We start from the raw sequence: 20446 nt of genomic DNA on the forward strand, positions 1-20446 counted from the left end.
ACTGCAACACCTTATAAATTCGATTACATCATAGTAAAATCTCTTTCTTATGAAGCAAGAGAGAAGTTAAGTAAAATACAACCTACTTCAATTTCCCAGGTCAGTCGTATGAGTGAGATATCTACAAATACATATTATTACTGCTCGTATATATGGGTAGATAACTATAAAATTACAGCTTTTTAAAAACGTTCCATGTGGAACGTTTCTTTTTATACCTATTATTTTACATAGCAAATTTAGATAGTCAATAAGTAAAATAAGTTAAAACATACATAACCTCTATCGTTGAATTCATGAAGACATTCAAGGTTTCATCAGATCCTCGATTAGCTTTTAATTAAACGCGAAACACAGATAAGATGAATTCTTTATTGACTAGAATAACATAGACAAAGAAATTATAGAACACGTAGAAATTCATTTAAAATATTATAGCTATATAGAAAAAGAAAAGAATAACGCAGATAAACTAAACAGATTAGAAAATGCTACAACACCTTCTAAATTCGGTTACATCACAGTAAAATCTATTTTCATAAACAAAGAAGAAACTAAGTAAAACACAACCTATATGAATCTCCTAAATTAACTGTATAAGTAGATTGTATTAAAGTAATATATCAGTACTACACGTTTACATCAATAAACAATAACATAGATATATTTAAAATGTTCCATGTGGAACCTTTCTATCTACACCTATTATTCCACAAACTAAATTTAAAAACTAATAAATAATTAAATTAAAAATATGCATTGTTCCATGTGAAACAATAACAATATTTGTTTTCAAAAAAGCTATATCTTAAAACAGGAGAATAACCAAGCTTACAAATAAAACTTTATTAAGAAGGCAAGACAAGAATCGGTAATAACAATAATCTAATAAATATGTTCAATTATATATTTAAACTAAACCTTTTCAAAGCATAATCTATATTAGAATTAAAACAGTAATATCAATCCAAAAATTATAGTTAAAACATTAAAGCATTAAAAACTTACTATATAACAACTCTATAAAAAATAAAGTAAATAGGTATGTACAGAATCTATCTTAAATAGAAAACCATGGAAGATTGAAAATATAAAACTACTTGCTACTATTAAAACATAATTAGAACACAAAAATCAAGTAAAATCTAAAACCACATATTATTCATAAATCATTATAACCATTAACGAAAAGAAGTTATACCAAAATACAAGGAATAAAAACGCAATTCAAATAAAAGTAACCATCCAATACCAAACTAAAAAAGCTAAATGATTTAAATATAAATGATACAATACAAAAAGAAAAAGTAGCACTTCAATTAATCATTTATAATAATTCATCCTACAGTAATTAGCCTTTAAAACGTAGGCAGCTAAATTAATTACTATAAAAAAATAAAGTCACAACATACAATAAATAACAGGATTTAAAATATCACAAATCATTATACAAGCAAAAACTAAATGATAGAGTAGAGATGTATTACTAAAACGAGTAAAAACTTAAATAAGTTTACTTATAAGATTACTCATACTTATCTTTTCATACTAAGAACAACTAAGGTCCACAGACCACACTTTGCTTAACGAAAAAATACATTAAAAAACTTATTTAGATAAACCTAAAAAACCTATATTTTCGAGTAAATTCTATTCTAGTCTTTAACTACTATAAAATCAATTATTCCCAATAATAGCGTCACTTACTACACCTAAACAGTAATTATGAAAATTGTTCCATGTGGAACATTATAAAAAATTGCAAATAGAATTTACCAATCTTAATAAATTACTCTAATTTTTACAAAAGATATAGCAACGTTCCATGTGGAACATAGAACATTTTTACGTAATATTGTAGTGTATTACAACTAGGACTAACAACACAAATTAAGTACATTGAACGAGGAAAAAGATCTCTACAAAAATCTTAAGCCTTATCTCAATTGTATAGATTATACCGTTTCAAACGAAAGTTATGAAGTGATGTATAATGAACAATTAGATATGCTGGTTACATCTCCATTGCCAAAAGATTTACACAACTACTATAAAAGCGATAACTATATTTCTCATACCGATAGTAAAAAATCGCTTATTGATAAAGTATATCAAACCGTAAAAAAATATGCCTTAGGCAAAAAACTAAAGCTTATCAACAGTTTTACTTCTAACTCCAAAAACTTATTAGATATAGGCGCCGGTACAGGCGATTTTTTGAAAGTTTGTCAACAAGACGGATGGTACGTTAGTGGAGTAGAACCATCTAATGACGCAAGAAAAATTGCCGATAAAAAAGGGATATTTTTGGTCGATTCTATTGAAAAATTATCTGGTAAAAAATTTGATGTCATATCACTATGGCACGTATTAGAACACATCACAAATATTCATGACTATATTAAAGAAATCAAAAACTTGTTAACCGACAATGGAACTCTTATCATAGCCGTTCCAAATTATAAAAGTTATGATGCCAATTATTATAAAGAGCACTGGGCAGCTTACGACGTTCCGAGACATGTATGGCATTTTTCAAAAACCTCTATTCATAAAATATTTAATTTTCATCAAATGAAAGTTTCAAAAATATTACCTATGAAATTTGACTCCTATTATGTTTCTCTTTTAAGTGAAAAATACAAAACAGGAAAAATGAATCCAGTTAAAGCATTTTTTATTGGTTTAAAGTCAAATATGAAAGCAAAAGCGGAAAATAATTATTCATCGCTTATTTTTATCATCAAAAAAGATAAATATTAATAATAAAACATATTTAAGGTACTTAAAATTAAAAAACATACAAACACCTTAACAAAAATTAAAAACCTCTTAAAACGTAAATTTTAAGAGGTTTTTTAATAAATAATATTTATATAAAATTAAATATTTAATCAATAAAATTTATTTTAATAAAAACATGCCAAAAACAGTAATTACAAAATAAACTGCCAATGTCATCGCTCCAGCATAATCTTTTGCTAAACGTTGACCGATTAATAAAAATATTAAAGTAAGGGCTGCTAATTGAACTCCGAGTAAGGCCAACTCTTTTGATCCGGTTGTTGCCAAATTAAAAATACCAATAAACATAAACGCACCAGCTAATAATTCTATAACAAGAATTACTGCTAATAAAAGTGGTACCATATTTTTTAAAGGTGAATTTTTAAAGTGATCTTTAATAAAAGAAAGGTTGCCTTTCCAATCGGTTACTTTATCAACACCCGATTGTAAAAAAGTTACTACTAAGAATAATAAAATTAATATTTCTGTAGCATTTGATTTTATAAGTTCCATATTAGTGATTTTAAGCAAATATAAGTTTTATGAAAAAGAACTGTAACATTTTATAAAAAATACGTCCTATAATAAAGAAAACGTATCTTTAAAAAAATTCAATCAAACTAAAAATTCTTTTTATTATGCCAATTTATTTATATCCGTTATTGTTCTTCGGAATAATCATACTTCTTTCATCTTTCTTTGTTGTTAAACAACAAACAGCTGCTATTATAGAACGTTTTGGAAGATTTCAAAGTATTCGTCACTCAGGACTACAACTCAAAATTCCATTAGTTGATAGAATATCAGGAAAATTAAGTTTAAAAATTCAACAATTAGATGTAATCGTTGAAACAAAAACTTTGGATGATGTTTTTGTTAAGTTAAAAGTATCTGTTCAATACAAGGTTATCAGAGATAAAGTTTATGAGGCCTTTTATAAGCTAGATTATCCGCATGATCAAATTACTTCATATGTATTTGATGTTGTACGTGCAGAAGTACCTAAAATGCGCTTAGATGACGTATTTGTTAATAAAGATGATATTGCTATTGCTGTAAAATCTGAATTAAATAATGCCATGAGTGAGTATGGATATGACATCATCAAAACTCTTGTTACAGATATTGATCCAGATGCTCAGGTAAAAGCAGCTATGAACAGAATTAATGCTTCGGAGCGTGAAAAAGTTGCCGCTCAGTATGAAGGTGATGCTCAACGTATTTTGATTGTAGAAAAAGCAAAAGCCGAGGCCGAAAGTAAAAGATTACAAGGACAAGGTATAGCGGATCAAAGAAGAGAAATTGCTAGAGGTTTAGAAGAATCTGTAGAAGTATTAAACAAGGTTGGTATCAACAGTCAAGAAGCTTCAGCATTAATAGTTGTTACGCAGCATTATGATACATTGCAGGCAATTGGAGCTGATACTAACAGTAATCTAATTCTTTTACCAAATTCTCCACAAGCTGGTAGTGATATGTTGAATAACATGGTTGCTAGTTTTACAGCTAGTAATCAAATAGGAGAGGCTATGAAAGAAGCCAAACGAAAGAAAAACAACGATGAGTAATATTTTATGAAGCGCTGTTTAATACAGCGCTTTTTTTATAATTTAAAACCAATATTTAATATATGTTAACAACAACAACAAACAATGTAGAAGGAAAACCTGTACAAGAATACTTAGGAATTGTAACAGGAGAAACTATTATAGGAGCAAACTTTATAAAGGATTTTTTCGCTGGTATTAGAGATATTGTAGGAGGAAGGTCCGGATCGTATGAAAAGGTCTTAAGAGAGGCTAAAAATAGCGCTATGAGCGAAATGCAACAACGTGCCGAACACATGGGAGCAAACGCCATTATAGGAATTGATTTAGATTACGAAACAGTAGGACCAAATGGCGGAATGCTAATGGTTACCGCATCAGGAACAGCTGTAAAATTATAAAAAAAGCCGAATCAAATGATTCGGCTTTTAGTTTATATCAAGTTATTATAACTTATGATTTTTTATCTTCTAATTTCTCTTCTCCGTCTGCTTCAGACTTCGTAGCGTCTTTGAACTCTTTTATACCAGTTCCTAATCCTCTCATTAACTCAGGTATTTTTCTACCTCCGAACATTAATAAAACTAGTGCAACAATAATAGCAATTTGCCAAGGTCCAACAAATCCTAAAAATATAGTAAGTGAATTCATTTTAAAACTAAATTTATTGACAAAGATACAAAATTAACTTCTGTGTTCAATTACTCCACCAATTACTTTTTTATCTTTTAACACCTCTGGCTTTCCTTTGTAAAAAATTGATCCTCCAAAAGATACTTTCGCATCCAACGTTTCACCTGATTGCACTTCTGCTTTCGCACCCGATCCAGCTCTTACAATATTCATTGCAGCTACTTGTAACTTATAACCATGATAATTCGCTCCTAAATCAACATTAACAGTTTGATTTTTAGCATTACCTGACAACTTTATCACTGAACCTGATGTACTTTTAACCTTTAAATGTTTTACATCGACTACCATATTAATAAAAGCGCCTTCTTGAGCTTTAATTTCAACTGATTGTTGATTTAACTTTTTAGAAGTTACAACAGCACCTTCATTTGCATCAACAATTTGAATATCATTTACGTAATATAAGGCTACCTTAACTTTACCTTCAGCTGTAGTTTCAGGAAACGATAGTACTATTTTTAATTTATCATTTTCCGACTTGAACTTTACCTTTTCGGATTTAGCTCCAGTTACAACAGCTCTGTTCTTATCCGATTTAATTAGCTCTACATCAATTCCATTATAAATCTTAAGTATTTTAAAGCTACCTAAATCTTTTGTTATTTTGTTTTGAGCAGAAACTAGCGCCCCCACTAAAAACATGCTTAAAAAAATTAATCTTTTCATTTTAGTTATGTTTCAACAATTATATAACTACATATAAATGTCCATACTTTATAATAATAGTCAATAATCATACCATTACTATAAAGACAATAATAACAATTTATTGTTACAATTATTAAATTTAATGTGTAATTAACTCAAAATCGAGGTGCTTTCGCTCCAAATCAGTGTGTTTTACTTTTACTACAACTTCATCTCCTAATTGAATCATATTCTTTGTAGCCTGACCAATAACAGCATATTGTTCCTCATCAAAAATATAATAATCGTCTTTTATATCCTTGATTCTAACCATTCCCTCACATTTATTTGATATAATTTCAACATATACTCCCCATTCAGTAACACCAGAAACAACACCATCAAACTCTTGATCTTGATGATCTTGCATGTACTTAACTTGCATATATTTAATAGAATCACGCTCAGCTTTTGATGCCAATTCTTCCATTTTAGAAGAATGTTTACAACGTTCTTCATAAATTTCAGCTTTAGGAGTATTTCCTCCATCTAAATAATGCTGAAGAAGTCGATGTGTCATGACATCTGGGTATCTTCGAATTGGAGATGTAAAGTGAGAATAATAATCAAATGCCAGTCCATAGTGACCGATATTCTGTGTTGTATACTCGGCTTTACTCATAGATCTGATAGCTAAGGTTTCAACCATATTAGCCTCTCCTTTTCCATGAACATCACTCAATAGTTTATTTAAACTTTTTGAAATTTTTTCTCTATTTTCTGTATTGATTTTATAACCAAATTTGCTGACAATATTTTGCAATGATGCCAATTTTTCAGTGTCTGGTTCATCATGAACGCGATATACAAAAGTTTTGTTCGTAGCTTTCCCCTTACTAAAACCAATAAATTCAGCAACCTTTCTATTTGCTAACAACATAAATTCTTCAATCAATTTATTAGCATCTTTTGCTTCTTTAAAAAATACACCAACCGGATTGGCCTTTTCATCTAAATTGAATTTTACTTCAACTTTATCAAACGATATAGCTCCTTCTTTCATTCGTTTTTTACGAAGAATCTTAGCTAATTCATCCAATTTTAAAGTGGCCTCTACTATAGCTTCATCAACAACATATGATTCTCCTGTTAAAGAAATTTCTGCTGGAATTACATTCTCTTTCGTTTCAATAATAACCTGTGCTTCTTCATAGGCAAATCTCTTATCTGAATATGTAACAGTTCTACCGAACCATTGATTCACAATTTGCGCCTTTTCGTTCATCTCAAACACAGCTGAAAAAGTGAGTTTTTCCTCGTTAGGACGTAATGAACAAACACCATTGGATAACATTTCAGGTAACATAGGAACCACGCGATCAACTAAATAAACTGAAGTTGCTCTATCATAAGCTTCATCATCTAATTTCGTTCCTGGTTGCACATAGTGAGAAACATCAGCAATATGAATTCCAATTTCATAATTGCCATTTTCTAATTTGGTAAACGATAGTGCATCATCAAAATCTTTCGCATCTTTCGGGTCAATAGTAAAGGTTAAATCACCTCTCATATCTCTCCTTTTTAAAACTTCTTCTTTTGTTATCTCAATAGGAAGTTTCTTAGCTTCATCTTCAATTTGGGTTGGAAATTCGTGAGGTAAACCATATTCTAATAAAATAGAATGAATTTCTGTATCATGTTCTCCTGGTTTCCCTAGAACTTGGGTTATCTTACCAAATGGATTTTTAGAATTTTCTGGCCAATCCGTAAGTTTAGCTAGTACTTTATCGCCATGATTAGCACCGTTAATCTTACTTTTTGGAATAAAAATATCCGCATACATTTTATTACTATCTGGTAATACAAAACCAAAGTTTTTACTCATTTGTAGTACTCCTACAAACTCTTGTTTAGCGCGTTCAATAACTTCAACAACATCCGCTTCTATTTTATTGCTTCTACGCTTCTTATAAACATAAGCTCTTACAATATCATCATGTAAAGCATGTCCTAAATTAACAGAAGGTACAAATATATCCTCCTCAAAATCATCACATATAAAATAGGCATTACCATTTGAGGTAGCATCTAATTTACCAATGTGATATTTTCGATCTTCATTAATTTGAAACTTTCCACGATCTATTTCAACAATTTTTTGAGAGGTAGCTAATTCAGCAAGCTTTTTAATAATTAAGTTTTTTCCTTCTGAATCGTTTATTTCAAGCTGAGAAGCTAATTGTTTATAATTATAATGCTTGTTACTATCTCTATTAAGGATTTTCAAAATTCTACGTCCTAAATCCTTAATCACTCTTCCTTTTTTCTTTGGTATTTTTTTCTTTCTAGTCATTAATCTAACTTCTTATAATTTGTCAGCAAAGTACAAATAAATTTATTGTATAAACTATTAAAAATGCGTTATGAAATGATTTTCGTACTTTCCTATTTCAACTTGAAATATAAAATATGGCGAACAAATGGTACGTTATTGCAAACCCTAATGCGGGAAATAAAAGCTTTAAATCACTAGAATCCAAAATTATAGACCAATTTAAACATTTCAATATCGATTATACTTTAAAGGTAACCACACATCAAAAACATGAAATTGAATTAGTACATACTGCAATAAAGCAAGGTTATACACATTTTGTTTCAGTTGGAGGTGATGGAACACTTCATTATGTTGTTAATGGAATTATGACTCAAAACATCATTCCTTCCCATCAAGTCGTAGTAGGAATCATTCCCTTAGGTACTGGAAATGACTGGGTTAAAACTTATAATATCGGTAAAAATATAGAAAAAGCAGTAAAACACCTAAAAAAATTAAATACCATCTATCAAGATATTGGTTTTCTACAATTAGAAAACACTTCACGATACTTTAATAATGTTGCTGGAATTGGATACGACGGCTATGTTGTTAACAAACTTAATAAACTAAAACATTTAGGCTCCATTGCTTACTTATTAAGCGGTATATCTGGGATGCTATTCTACAAGAAAAACAGTTATGAAATAGGAATTAACAATGAGTTATTGAATGAGGAATGTTTAATGATACTTTTTGGTATTGGTAAATACTCTGGAGGTGGTATGAAACTAACAGAGTTTTCAAACACTTCTAATGGACTATTAGATATTACATTAGCTAAAAACCTGAATTTATTTGACTTAGTTAAAAATATACGGAAACTTTACACAGGCTCTATTGTCCGACATAAAAAAGTAAAAAACTATAAAACCACTACATTGTTAATAACTCCAAAATCATCAGAAATACAAAGCTTTGTTGAAGCAGACGGAGAGTTAGTCGGATCTGGTAAAGTTAAAGTTTCTATTTACAAAGAAGCTATTCAATTTATAGTCAATCAATCTTACTAAATATCAATACGTTAAAAAAAACTTAAAGAAATTGTAACGTTTCTTAAAATTGGTCGTCTTTATAATACAAGCACCAACAATGAAAAACTTACGAAAAATAATAGCACTATTCCTACTTATCTTTATTACAGGTATCGTAGTGACTGTTGTAAGTATCAATGTTACTCTCAAGAAAACCGTTACTCAAAAGCACGTACAGCACAAAGACAGTGTTCACCTTACAAAGAAGAGTTTCTAGCACCTTTATTTAATTACTCACCGCAATACACCTAAAAACGAAATAAATCGTTTCTGTGCCGTTCTACAAAGGATTCAGCGAAACTCCTTCAGTCAACCAATACTCAAAAATAAACAACAACCTTCTTAGAAGTAAACAGAGCATATCCATAACAGGAATAACACAATTCAAAAAAATCAATGTTATTAACACATAGTATTATTATACAAAAGGAATTTTAAAATTTTAAAAAAGATATATTAGTTATAATAGCGTGTGAATATGTAGAGTAAAAAAGTGAATATATAATTGTATTTCTCATTTATTAAAAACCATTAACAAGTTATTAGCTCTTTAAATAGTTTAAAATTAAGAATGTATTAGAGTTATTAACAATACTTATAAACATAAGTTCACGATCTTTTATGAAATAAAAATTGAAAATCCGTTGTAAATAAATTGTAAATTATTTGTTGATAAATGTTCATTAAAAACTCAAAAAAAAATTTGGAAGATTAGAGGTGAGTCTTGTATTGTAAAAAAAGTAGAGAAAGACAAATATATTTTTAAAATTATACTATTAGTTCTTAACATTTAGCTAATATTGGATAATACCTTCAAAACAAGAGGATTATTAAGAGTTGAAAAAAAAGCATTGTTAATTACTGTTGATAACCGTTAATAACCCTATTTTTGTAGCTCACAACTGAATTAAAATCAATAAATTATGACAATAGCAATTGGTAATGATCATGCAGGTACCGATTATAAGTTTGAAATCGTTAAACTTTTGGAAGAATTAGGCCATAAAGTTATCAATTTTGGAACTGATACTAACGATAGTATGGATTACCCTGATTCTATTCACCCAACTGCAGAAGCTGTAGAAACAGGACAAGCAGAAATGGGTATAATATTATGTGGAAGTGGAAACGGAGCTCAAATGACAGCAAATAAGCACCAAGGAATCAGAGCTGCTTTATGTTGGAATAATGAGTTAGTTGAATTAACTCGTCAACATAATAACGCAAACGTTTTAACAATTCCTGCGCGTTTTGTTTCATTACAACAAGCTTTAGGTTTTGTAAAAATATTTTTGTCTACTGAGTTTGAAGGCGGTCGTCACGAAAATAGAGTTAATAAAATAGCATGTAGTCTTTAATGGATTTTGTAGTAAAAACATTTTCTGAATTAACAACGTCCGAATTGTACGGAATTTTACAACTACGTTCGGAAGTTTTCGTAGTAGAGCAAGACTGTGTATATCAGGATATTGATGGAAAAGATCAAAAAGCGTTGCATGTAATTGGAACTAAAGAGGGGAAAATTATTGCTTATACACGTTTATTTGATAGTGGTCAGTATTTTGATACTCCAAGTATAGGTAGAGTTGTTGTTTCTGAATCTCAAAGGAAGTTTGGATACGGGCACGATTTGATTAAGGCTTCAATTGAAGCTGTTAATAACTACTATAACAATAAGGAAATCACGATATCAGCTCAAACATATTTGTTGAAGTTTTACACATCGCACGGATTTAAATCCTTTGGAGAAGAGTATTTAGAAGATGGAATACCACATGTTCGCATGAAAAGATAATAAAAACAAAAAAGCTTCCTAAATAAGGAAGCTTTTTTTGGTTTAAGAAACTAATATTTCTTTATGATATTCTATTAAATTGTCAATTGGTTTCGCAATAATTCCGGTAATTTGAACGTCATTTTTTTCTGCTTCTTCACGTAGTAAATCGCCAAAATAATAGGCTATAGAACCTATAAAGTAAATTGGAGTGTCTTTACTTTTATTATAATTTAAAACATGGAATAAGAAAAACTTCTTAAATCCGTTCATCACTAGCTTTCGGATATATGCATTTTCCTGATGGTTAAACATAAACTTAGCAAAAGAAGCCAAATATTTATTTGGGTTATCAACTTTATATAAATTAAATTTAATAACATCTGGAGTTAAGTCGAATTCATCATTGAAAGCTGCAGCAATATCAGCTGGCATTTTTTTGTAAAAGTAATCTCTTACCAAACGCTTACCAAAATAATTACCACTAGCTTCATCCATAATAATATAGCCTAATGAAGGAGCAATACACTCAACAGTTTCACCATCATAATAACAACTGTTGGCTCCGGTTCCTAAAATGCAAACAATTGCTTTTTCATTTTTAGCAGAAGCATATACCGCACCTAAAATATCTTCCTCAACTGTAATTTTTTTAGTGTTTTTAAAGAAGCTTTCAAAAATTTCAGTCAAAATTTTTATCGGAGATGACGTTCCGAGTCCGGCACCATAGAAGTAAATTTCCGAAATTGAATCTTTATATTGTTTTAATTCAGTAGAACTTTCTAATCGAGATTGTAATTCTAAAGAAGAAACAACATTAGGATTTAATCCTAAGGTACTCGTTCTGAATATTTCATTTTTATCGTTATCTATGGCTACCCAATCAACTTTGGTTGAGCCACCATCTGCTACTAAAATCATTATTTACAGTTTAATAGGTTTTAAATAATTGAAATTACTTTCTAATAATTTATTAATCATTTCTAATTCTCTATGTACAATTTGTATAAAAAGCACTATAGGATTCCAAATATAAAAATATGTTTATAAAAAAGTTAGTTTTTGGGCAGGATAACCGATGTTCAACTTACGAAAACGTTTTTTGTTTGGAAATTATTAGTTTCAAAATTGAACTAATTCTAAGAAAAAGAAACTTTGAAGAAAGTTGTTTTACTTTTTCAGTAAAAGTTTATTGATGAAATTAATACAAAGTGAAAAACTACCAAAATATTTTGAACAAATAATAGTAAGTTTTTTATAACTTAGCATCTCTTATTTTTATTAAAAGTTTTTTAGCAGATTTTATGGCAGCAGATAAAGAAAAAGAAGCGAAATTAAAAGCGCTTCAACTTACCCTAGATAAGTTAGACAAAACCTATGGTAAAGGTACAGTAATGAAATTAGGCGATAGCCAAATTGAAGATATAGATGCAATTTCATCAGGATCATTAGGTTTAGATTTGGCTTTAGGTGTTGGTGGATATCCAAGAGGAAGGATTATTGAAATCTATGGTCCAGAATCTTCAGGTAAAACTACCTTAACAATACACGCAATTGCTGAAGCTCAAAAGAGTGGTGGTATTGCTGCTTTTATTGATGCTGAACACGCCTTTGATCGTTTTTATGCAGAAAGCTTAGGTGTAGATGTTGATAACTTAATTATATCGCAACCAGACCACGGAGAGCAGGCTCTTGAAATTGCCGATAATTTAATTCGTTCTGGTGCTATTGATATTGTTGTAGTTGACTCGGTAGCGGCTTTAACTCCAAAATCAGAGATTGAAGGAGAAATGGGAGACTCTAAAATGGGACTTCATGCTCGTTTAATGTCTCAAGCACTGCGTAAGTTAACAGCAACTATTAGTAAAACAAATTGTACTGTTATATTTATTAACCAGTTACGTGAAAAGATTGGAGTAATGTTTGGAAATCCAGAAACAACAACTGGAGGTAATGCCTTAAAATTCTATGCTTCTGTACGTTTAGACATTAGAAGACGTACTCAAATTAAAGATGGTGATAAGGTAATTGGAAACAGTACCAAGGTTAAAATTGTAAAAAATAAAGTAGCACCACCTTTCCAACAAGCTGAGTTCGACATCATGTATGGTGAAGGAATTTCAAAAGTTGGTGAAGTTTTAGATATTGGTGTTGATTACGGAATTATAAAGAAAAGTGGTTCTTGGTTTAGCTATGGCGACACTAAATTAGGACAGGGAAGAGATGCTGTAAAAGGTATTATTAAAGACAACCCTGAATTAATGGAGGAGCTTGAAAACAAAATTAAAGAAGCTATTGAAAACCAAGAATAACATTTATATTTAAATTAGAAGTTTCAACTATTACTTAAAAAGCAGCTTAATTATTAAGCTGCTTTTTTTTGTATTTTAAGTTGTCAATTTATGACAAAAGTTATAATCATAAGCTCAACTACATTTGTACTATGGAAACAAAACAGTTTTATAAACACCGGTTACAACAAGTAGTTTCCTATTTAAGAGCTAAATACAATTCGAAAATTTCAATACAAGAGTTGGAAAATTTATCAAGCTTTTCATATCGAAATTTACAGAGAGTATTTAAGGGATATTATGGCGAAACTATAGGTGCTTATGTTACACGAATTAGAGTAGAAAACGGTGCTAAAAAACTCTTGTATTCTTCTCAAGAAATAAAAGTTATTGCTGAAGAAGTCGGCTATGCTGATGTTCAAACTTTTAGTAAATCGTTTAAAAAGCATTTTGGTGTTTCACCAGCTATTTATCGAAGTAAAAAAGAAAACTTATTTCGAAATCATAAAACAAATGAAAAACAAATAATGCCTTTTTTTGAAGAAAAAATTACGGTTTTACCTGAAATGAAAGTACTTTATACCACTTTTAAAGGTGATTATTATAGTACAAAACTAGATGTTCTTTGGGATGATTTTTTGAGTGAAGTAGAAGAGCTTAATATAAATATAAACGATGCTGAGTGTTTCGGTATTATTTGGGATGAACCTATAATTTCTGAAGCAATTAACTACGATTATGATGCATGTATTATAGTTGATTCTATGAATGTTTCTATTCCAAAACTTAGAGTTAAAATACTCAAAGAGCAAAAATATGCGGTATTTACACACGTAGGACCTTATCAACACATTGATGAGACTTATGATAAAATATTTAGTAAATGGTTGCTTACAACGGATAAAGAAATATCTGAAGCTCCTTTTATAGAAAAATATACCAAGCATGAAGGAAACACTAATGACGTAAATTTATATGAAACAGAAATTTACATACCTTTAAAAGGCTGATAAACAATCAGTATAAACATGAAAAAAATGAAGTTTATTATAATTATATTAAGTATTGTATTAACCTCAAAATCTTGTAATAAAAAAGAAGAAGAAGCTTTGGCTGAATCGATTAATGAAAAGGAAATACTTTATTTTAATGGTAAAATTTATACGGTAAACACTGAAAAGCCTTGGGCTGAAGCTATTATTGTAAGAGAAAACAAAATTACTTTCGTAGGTTCTTCACAAGAAGCTGAAACCAAAGTTGGTGAAAATGTTGACAGAGTAGATTTGAAAGGGAAACTTGTTTTACCTGGGTTCCACGATGTTCATATGCATCCTATGGAGGTAGGTTCAAATACAACAGTTTTTACTTTAAATGAAGATGAAACCAACGCTGAAAATTATATTTCTGAAATAAAAAGAGCGGCGCGAATGAATCCGAATATACAATGGTTAATTGGTTTTGGTCATTCAATTAATACATTGTTAGAATCGGAGAGAAATCCATTACAAATTATTGATGAAGTCGTTTCTGATAGACCAGTAATTATTATGGAGCAAACATCACATTCAATGTGGGTAAACTCAAAAGCTTTGGAAATGGCGGGAATTACAAATACTACTCCAAATCCACAAGGTGGAATTATTATGAAAGATCATGGTAATTTGAATGGAATATTGATAGATAATGCTGGTGATATTGTATTTCAACAAGCTTTAAAAGAAGTAAATGATACCTACGGAGAATATGACGGAATGGTGTCGTATGTATTACCTGAATTAGCAAAACATGGAATAACCTCAGTATGTGATGCTAGAACTTATTGGAAAAGAAATCAACATAAAACTTGGATTGAATTGGCCAATGATAAAAAGTTAACTGCCCGCTTTAATTTGGGCTTATGGGCATATCCTGATGAAAATGATGAGAGTCAATTGCAAAGATTAAAGGAGCTTTATAATGTTAACAACGATCTATTAAAAATTAATCAAATAAAACTCTATGCTGATGGTATTACGCATAATACAACAGCAGCTTTGCATAGTGATTATGAAGTGAACTATTTCGGATTAAACACCAATAATGGTATTAACTATTTTACCTCAGATAGAATCAAAAAATACATTAAAGAATTGGAAGCTATTGGATTTGATTTTCATATACACGCCATTGGAAACAGAGGAATTACAGAAGCATTAAATGCTATTGAAGAAGGAGGAACAAGTAATGGTAGACACCGATTAACACATGTTGAAATGATAGATGAAAATGACATAAACAGATTTAAAAGCTTAAATGTTACTGCCGATGCCCAAGTTGCGGGTGATTTTACAAAGCCTGAATATTGGCATGAAAATGAACATTTAGTGGGAAGTAGTTTAGCTAATAATTTAATTCCGATTAAATCATTAAAAGAAGCGGGAGTAAGAATAACATTGAGTAGCGATTGGAATGTTAGTACCTTAAATCCTTTTGTTGGGATTCAAAATGCGGTAATGAGAAGCCCCCAAAATCTATCTTTAGAAGAAGCTGTTAAAGCCTATACAATTAATGGAGCTTATACTATGCGACAAGAGGAAAAGGTTGGATCTATTGAAAAAGGAAAACTAGCTGATTTTATCGTGTTGGATAAAGATATTTTTTCAATTCCAACGAATGAAATAAGTACAGCAAAAATTTTAATGACTATTTTTAACGGAAAATTGATTTACAAGAAATAATTGATGATCCAAATATCAGACACTATTCAACTAGAAGAAATTTCTAATGATAATTTCGATGCTCTTTATTCTTTAATGGAAGAAGTTTATCCAGCTGCTTACAGTCATTTTTGGAAAGATAATGGCCGCTGGTATATAAACAGTCAATATTCAAAAGAGAATATTTTAAATGAACTTTCTGAGAAGAATGCAGACTATTATTATGTACTTTTTAATGGCGAAAAAGTTGGGAACTTTCGCATTCTTTGGAATAAAGAATTAGAAGGCTTAAACGAAAAAAACATTGTTAAGTTACATAGAATATATCTTCATAAAAAAGTACAAGGAAAAGGTGTTGGAAAAGCCATATTACAATGGTTGGAAGATGAAGCTGTAAAAAAACAATACGATTATATTTGGTTGGATGCTATGGATGAGCAACCTCAGGCATTCAATTTTTACAAACGAATGGGATACCAATATCATTCACATTGTTTTTTAGATTTTGAATTATTACATGATGAAGTTCGTAAAATGAGCCAAGTTTATAAGAAAATATAAACTCGGCTTAGTTTTTACTCTATTATTTGTTTCAAATGATGTTCTAAATGATCTACATAATCTTCCATTAAAAACTTCAAATCAGAAATTTTTCCATGATCCAATTCAATCTCAAAACTTAAACTAGTTTCTGATTGTTGCAACATTATGTTTTTAATACGATTATTTATAGAAATCCATAACTGAATAAATTCGTCACTATCAGAATTTTGATAATCATTAGCTATAACTAATTCGTTTTGATTGTATTTTCTGATTTTATAAGGTTTTTCCTCAAATTGAATTTCTGTAAATCGTTGAAGATTATTAATTCCAGAGTCAATTAAATGACCGATAATCTCCTTTTTTGACCAAGTTTTATCATTTTTTTTCTTAGATAATTCTTGTTCGGAAGATTTCGAAATATAATCGAATCCTAATTTTAGTAAGTTCTCCAATTTAACAGCTGTTTCTTTCATAAGCATTTTTTGATTTAAGATTTGTTTTAAACACCTGTACTACCAAATCCGCCAGCACCACGCTCAGTTTCATCTAAAGTAGTTACTTGTTCCCATGTAACACGTTCATGTTTGGTAATCACTAATTGTGCTATACGCTCACCATCATTAATAGTAAAATCTTCATTTGATAAATTCACTAAAATAACACCAATCTCCCCACGATAATCGGCATCTACCGTTCCTGGAGCATTTAATACAGTAATTCCTTTTTTAGCAGCCAAACCACTTCTTGGACGCACTTGAGCTTCAAAACCAACAGGAAGTGCAATGAATAATCCCGTTTTTACAATAGTTCTTTCTAAAGGTTTTAAAGTAATAGCTTCTTCTATGTTAGCACGTAAATCCATTCCAGCAGATCCTTCAGTTTCATAAGCTGGAATTTCGTGTTTAGATTTATTTATAATTTGTACGTTCATGGTTACATTTTAAATTACAGGTCCAAAAGTACAGGATTTTTTTCATTTGAAATTAACCATAAAAATTCTTGATACCCTCTGAGATGATTGTTTACTAATTAGATAATTTCTATTTAAAAACAATAAAATAAAGAGATGAAATGAGAATCAATCGGAGCAGTAAAACTTGTACAAATAAGACATTTACTATGATGGAACTAATCCTATTTATCAGTATAGTTTATAATTTTAAGAATAGATGATCACCCAATTATTACAATTCAGACATAAATAACTACATTTCAATAAATTGAATTATTTTTTTTGAGCATCGAATGATAATTTAGTGACATAACTATTAACTTTTACAACGGTATCATGAAAAAAATACTTTACATACTTAGCATATTTTTAGTTTTTAAATTATCTGCCCAAGAACAAAAAAAGATTAGTGTGGCACAATGGCAAGAAGATTTAAGATTTTTACAGAAAACGGTAAATGAAGAGTTTTCTTTTTTATTCAAAAAGGTTACAGCAAAAGAGTTTAATACATCCATTGAAGAACTCCATGATCAAATTCCGAATTTACAGGAGCATGAAATTATTGTAGGATTTTCGCGAATTGTTTCACTCTTTAAATATGGGCATACTTACGTTTCGTATAATCAAAAGTCTTTTAAATTTTCTCAGCTTCCATTCAATTTGTATGAATTTAATGACGGAATTTATATCCAAGGAGTACATAAAAATTATCCAAAAGCAGTTGGAGCAAAAGTTATTGCTGTTGAAGGAATACCAATTTTAGATGTACTCAAAAAAATAGAACCTACCGTTGCAGTAGAGAACTCCCAATTTTTTAAAGCCTACGGAATAAATGATGTACGTTATCCAGAAGTGTTACATGCGCAAAAAATAACAGAAAAACTTCAAAATTCCATTACACTTACTTTAGAGAAAAAAGGAAATACGTTTCAACAAAAGTTTACAATATTGCCCAATAAAAAACGAGTACCTACAAGCTATGGCTACGTGCAACAAAAAGAAGAGTGGTTAAGTGCCAGAAACCAAAGTAAAACACCATTATATCTTAAAAATTTAGATAAAATGTATTTTTACGAATACCTACCAAAACAAAAAACGGTTTATGTTAGACATAGTAGAGTTAGAAACGATGAATCGGAATCGATAGAAGCATTTTACAAACGAGTTTTTGACTTTGTAGAAGAGAATGATGTTGAAAAATTAATACTTGATGTTCGTTTAAATGGAGGAGGAAATAACTACTTGGTAAAACCAATTATCACTGGTATAATTGCGAATAAAAAAATTAATCAAAAGGAAAAGTTATTCGTTATAATTGGTAGAGATACATACTCAGCTTGTCAAAATCTTGTCAATCGATTGGATACCTATACCAATGCAATATTCGTAGGAGAAGCTACAAGTGAAAACGTTAATTTTTATGGAGATGCCACGCCAGTTTATTTACCTAATAGTAAAGTAAAGGTATTGTTATCATTCGCATGGTGGCAAGATAAGGCTCCTTGGTCAAATGATGCCTGGTTAACACCTCAATTATCTGTAGATATGAGCTTCGATAAATATAAAAATAATGAAGATCCTGTTTTAAAAGCGGTTCATACATTCAACTCTGAAGGTTTTATTTTAAGACCTATGGAGCATATTAGAACATTGTTTAGTAAAGGAGATATGGAAACATTGCAAAAAGACATTACTAAGATGATGCAAGATTCTAGATATAAATATTTCGATTTTGAAAGAAAATTTGTTGACGCTGGAAAATTACTATTAAATCAAGGCCAATATCAACAGGCAATCGGAGTTCTTTATTCAGTAACACAAATGTTTCCTAATTCAGCAAAGGGATGGAAATATTTAGGAGACTGCTATTCTAGAATGGGTAAAACAACTGAAGCTCAAGAATTTTATAAGAAGGCGTCGTCTTTAAAATAAAAATGATTTATTGTTACTATTGATTTCAGTTGAGGTATAAATACAAATCAGGCATTAGATTTTCTAATGCCTGATTTGTATTTAAAGTTTTAATAGATAAAATATAATAACCTTAAGTTTTAGCTTGTAGTTGTCAGATTTATTAATTTCGCATTACAAAACAAACGACTGAATGAAAGACAATAAAAAAATAGCCGTAATTGGTGGCGGAAGCTGGGCAACAGCTATTGTTAAAATGCTTTCTGAAAATCTTGATACCATTGGATGGTATATGAGAAGTGCTTATGCGATTGAGCATATAAAAAGAAATAAGCATAATCCAAACTACCTTAGTTCTGCAGAGTTGCATCCTGAGCAATTAGACTTATCGGATGATATTAATAACATTGTTGGAAATTACGATGTATTAATCTTTGCAATTCCATCGGCCTTTTTAAAATCTGAATTAGATAAACTTGCCGTTTCACTTGAAAAGAAAATAGTTTTTTCAGCGATTAAAGGAATTATACCAGAAACTGGATTAATTGTTGGAGAACACTTTCACGATATTCATCAAATACCTTATGAAAACATAGGAGTTATCACTGGACCATGTCATGCTGAAGAGGTGGCTATGGAACGATTATCGTATTTAACCATTGCTTGTCAAGATGAACAAAAGGCAAAAGATTTAAGTAAGTTTATTGCTGGACGTTATATAAAAACCAAAATTTCCGACGATATCATTGGAACGGAATATGCTGCTATGTTAAAAAATATCTACGCAATAGCAGCCGGAATAGCTCATGGATTAGGATATGGTGATAACTTCCAATCGGTTTTAATGAGTAATGCGATTAGAGAAATGAAACGCTTTATTAAAAAGGTTCATAAAATGAAGCGTAATATTAATAATTCGGCTTACTTAGGAGATTTACTAGTAACAGGATATTCTGTATTCAGTAGAAACAGAATGTTTGGAAATATGATTGGTAAAGGATATACCGTAAAATCTGCAATGTTTGAAATGAGTATGGTTGCTGAAGGATATTACGCTGCTAATAGTGCTTATAAAATTAAAAAAGAAAACGGAGCCAAAACTCCAATTATTGACGCCGTTTATAATGTTTTATATGATAAAAAAGAAGCGAAAGATGAGTTTAAAAAGTTAACAAATAGATTAGATTAGTTGTTTGCATTTGTAC

Annotated in this window: 20 protein-coding genes; 13 read left to right on the plus strand and 7 right to left on the minus strand. The window is 30.0% G+C overall.

Features of this window, described 5'->3' with window-relative positions; translation table 11 throughout:
* The first annotated feature begins 30 nt into the window (after window positions 1-30).
* Window positions 31-186 (plus strand): hypothetical protein, encoded by a 156-nt coding sequence (locus ACKTTV_RS00235; RefSeq protein ID WP_456243518.1) that lies wholly within the window; start codon window positions 31-33, stop codon window positions 184-186.
* A gap of 1713 nt (window positions 187-1899) precedes the next feature.
* Window positions 1900-2763, plus strand: a complete 864-nt coding sequence (locus ACKTTV_RS00240) for a class I SAM-dependent methyltransferase (protein ID WP_408028790.1) — start codon at window positions 1900-1902, stop codon at window positions 2761-2763.
* A gap of 141 nt (window positions 2764-2904) precedes the next feature.
* Here the strand turns inward: ACKTTV_RS00240 and ACKTTV_RS00245 are convergent, their stop codons facing one another.
* A complete protein-coding gene (locus tag ACKTTV_RS00245; protein ID WP_408028791.1) occupies window positions 2905-3300 on the minus strand; it encodes a DoxX family protein in 396 nt (131 codons plus the stop codon).
* Between the two features lie 125 nt (window positions 3301-3425).
* On the opposite strand from ACKTTV_RS00245, the gene ACKTTV_RS00250 reads away from it, so the two are divergent.
* Both ACKTTV_RS00250 and ACKTTV_RS00255 read left to right on the plus strand, forming a co-directional pair.
* Window positions 3426-4355, plus strand: a complete 930-nt coding sequence (locus ACKTTV_RS00250) for an SPFH domain-containing protein (RefSeq protein WP_408028792.1) — start codon at window positions 3426-3428, stop codon at window positions 4353-4355.
* A 62-nt stretch (window positions 4356-4417) separates the two neighbouring features.
* Window positions 4418-4735, plus strand: a complete 318-nt coding sequence (locus ACKTTV_RS00255) for a YbjQ family protein (RefSeq protein WP_408028793.1) — start codon at window positions 4418-4420, stop codon at window positions 4733-4735.
* A gap of 52 nt (window positions 4736-4787) precedes the next feature.
* Here ACKTTV_RS00255 and ACKTTV_RS00260 read toward each other — a convergent pair whose 3' ends face one another.
* The 3 genes from ACKTTV_RS00260 to rnr all read right to left on the minus strand — a co-directional run bounded on the left by ACKTTV_RS00260 (window position 4788) and on the right by rnr (window position 8013).
* Complete coding sequence (locus tag ACKTTV_RS00260; protein WP_408028794.1) at window positions 4788-4985, minus strand: Sec-independent protein translocase subunit TatA/TatB; 198 nt, start codon at window positions 4983-4985, stop codon at window positions 4788-4790.
* Window positions 4986-5018: 33 nt separating this feature from the next.
* Window positions 5019-5696, minus strand: coding sequence for a head GIN domain-containing protein (locus ACKTTV_RS00265; protein ID WP_408028795.1), 678 nt, complete (start codon window positions 5694-5696; stop codon window positions 5019-5021).
* Between the two features lie 121 nt (window positions 5697-5817).
* Complete coding sequence (rnr, locus tag ACKTTV_RS00270) at window positions 5818-8013, minus strand: ribonuclease R (protein ID WP_408028796.1); 2196 nt, start codon at window positions 8011-8013, stop codon at window positions 5818-5820.
* A 116-nt stretch (window positions 8014-8129) separates the two neighbouring features.
* Between rnr and ACKTTV_RS00275 the strand changes: the two genes are divergently transcribed.
* From ACKTTV_RS00275 to ACKTTV_RS00285, 3 genes are all read left to right on the plus strand, one after another.
* Window positions 8130-9050 carry a diacylglycerol/lipid kinase family protein gene (locus tag ACKTTV_RS00275; RefSeq protein ID WP_408028797.1) on the plus strand — a complete coding sequence of 307 codons (921 nt, stop codon included), beginning with the start codon at window positions 8130-8132 and terminating at the stop codon, window positions 9048-9050.
* Between the two features lie 944 nt (window positions 9051-9994).
* On the plus strand, window positions 9995-10429 hold the full coding sequence (rpiB, locus tag ACKTTV_RS00280) for a ribose 5-phosphate isomerase B (protein WP_408028798.1): 435 nt from the start codon (window positions 9995-9997) through the stop codon (window positions 10427-10429).
* Window positions 10429-10866, plus strand: a complete 438-nt coding sequence (locus tag ACKTTV_RS00285; RefSeq protein ID WP_408028799.1) for a GNAT family N-acetyltransferase — start codon at window positions 10429-10431, stop codon at window positions 10864-10866. The genes rpiB and ACKTTV_RS00285 overlap by 1 nt, the downstream gene beginning before the upstream one ends.
* 42 nt (window positions 10867-10908) lie before the next feature.
* Here ACKTTV_RS00285 and ACKTTV_RS00290 read toward each other — a convergent pair whose 3' ends face one another.
* Window positions 10909-11766 (minus strand): N-acetylglucosamine kinase, encoded by an 858-nt coding sequence (locus tag ACKTTV_RS00290; protein WP_408028800.1) that lies wholly within the window; start codon window positions 11764-11766, stop codon window positions 10909-10911.
* A 383-nt stretch (window positions 11767-12149) separates the two neighbouring features.
* Here ACKTTV_RS00290 and recA point away from each other — a divergent pair, with 383 nt between their 5' ends.
* The 4 genes from recA (at window position 12150) to ACKTTV_RS00310 (ending at window position 16393) form a co-directional block, all read left to right on the plus strand.
* Complete coding sequence (gene recA, locus ACKTTV_RS00295) at window positions 12150-13157, plus strand: recombinase RecA (RefSeq protein ID WP_408028801.1); 1008 nt, start codon at window positions 12150-12152, stop codon at window positions 13155-13157.
* A 131-nt stretch (window positions 13158-13288) separates the two neighbouring features.
* Entirely contained in the window at window positions 13289-14146 is an 858-nt protein-coding gene (locus tag ACKTTV_RS00300; RefSeq protein WP_408028802.1) for an AraC family transcriptional regulator, read from the plus strand.
* Window positions 14147-14173: 27 nt separating this feature from the next.
* Entirely contained in the window at window positions 14174-15853 is a 1680-nt protein-coding gene (locus tag ACKTTV_RS00305; RefSeq protein WP_408028803.1) for an amidohydrolase, read from the plus strand.
* 3 nt (window positions 15854-15856) lie between these two features.
* On the plus strand, window positions 15857-16393 hold the full coding sequence (locus ACKTTV_RS00310) for a GNAT family N-acetyltransferase (RefSeq protein ID WP_408028804.1): 537 nt from the start codon (window positions 15857-15859) through the stop codon (window positions 16391-16393).
* Between the two features lie 14 nt (window positions 16394-16407).
* On the opposite strand, the gene ACKTTV_RS00315 is transcribed toward ACKTTV_RS00310, so the two are convergent.
* Complete coding sequence (locus tag ACKTTV_RS00315; RefSeq protein WP_408028805.1) at window positions 16408-16851, minus strand: DinB family protein; 444 nt, start codon at window positions 16849-16851, stop codon at window positions 16408-16410.
* Between the two features lie 26 nt (window positions 16852-16877).
* Window positions 16878-17309, minus strand: a complete 432-nt coding sequence (gene dut / locus ACKTTV_RS00320) for a dUTP diphosphatase (protein ID WP_408028806.1) — start codon at window positions 17307-17309, stop codon at window positions 16878-16880.
* 357 nt (window positions 17310-17666) lie between these two features.
* Here dut and ACKTTV_RS00325 point away from each other — a divergent pair, with 357 nt between their 5' ends.
* Entirely contained in the window at window positions 17667-19262 is a 1596-nt protein-coding gene (locus tag ACKTTV_RS00325) for a tetratricopeptide repeat protein (protein ID WP_408028807.1), read from the plus strand.
* Between the two features lie 172 nt (window positions 19263-19434).
* Window positions 19435-20430 (plus strand): NAD(P)H-dependent glycerol-3-phosphate dehydrogenase, encoded by a 996-nt coding sequence (locus ACKTTV_RS00330; protein ID WP_408028808.1) that lies wholly within the window; start codon window positions 19435-19437, stop codon window positions 20428-20430.
* Window positions 20431-20446: the final 16 nt, after the last annotated feature.

The organism is Tenacibaculum xiamenense, from assembly GCF_964513065.1.
GTDB classification, from domain to species: Bacteria; Bacteroidota; Bacteroidia; order Flavobacteriales; family Flavobacteriaceae; genus Polaribacter; species Polaribacter xiamenense.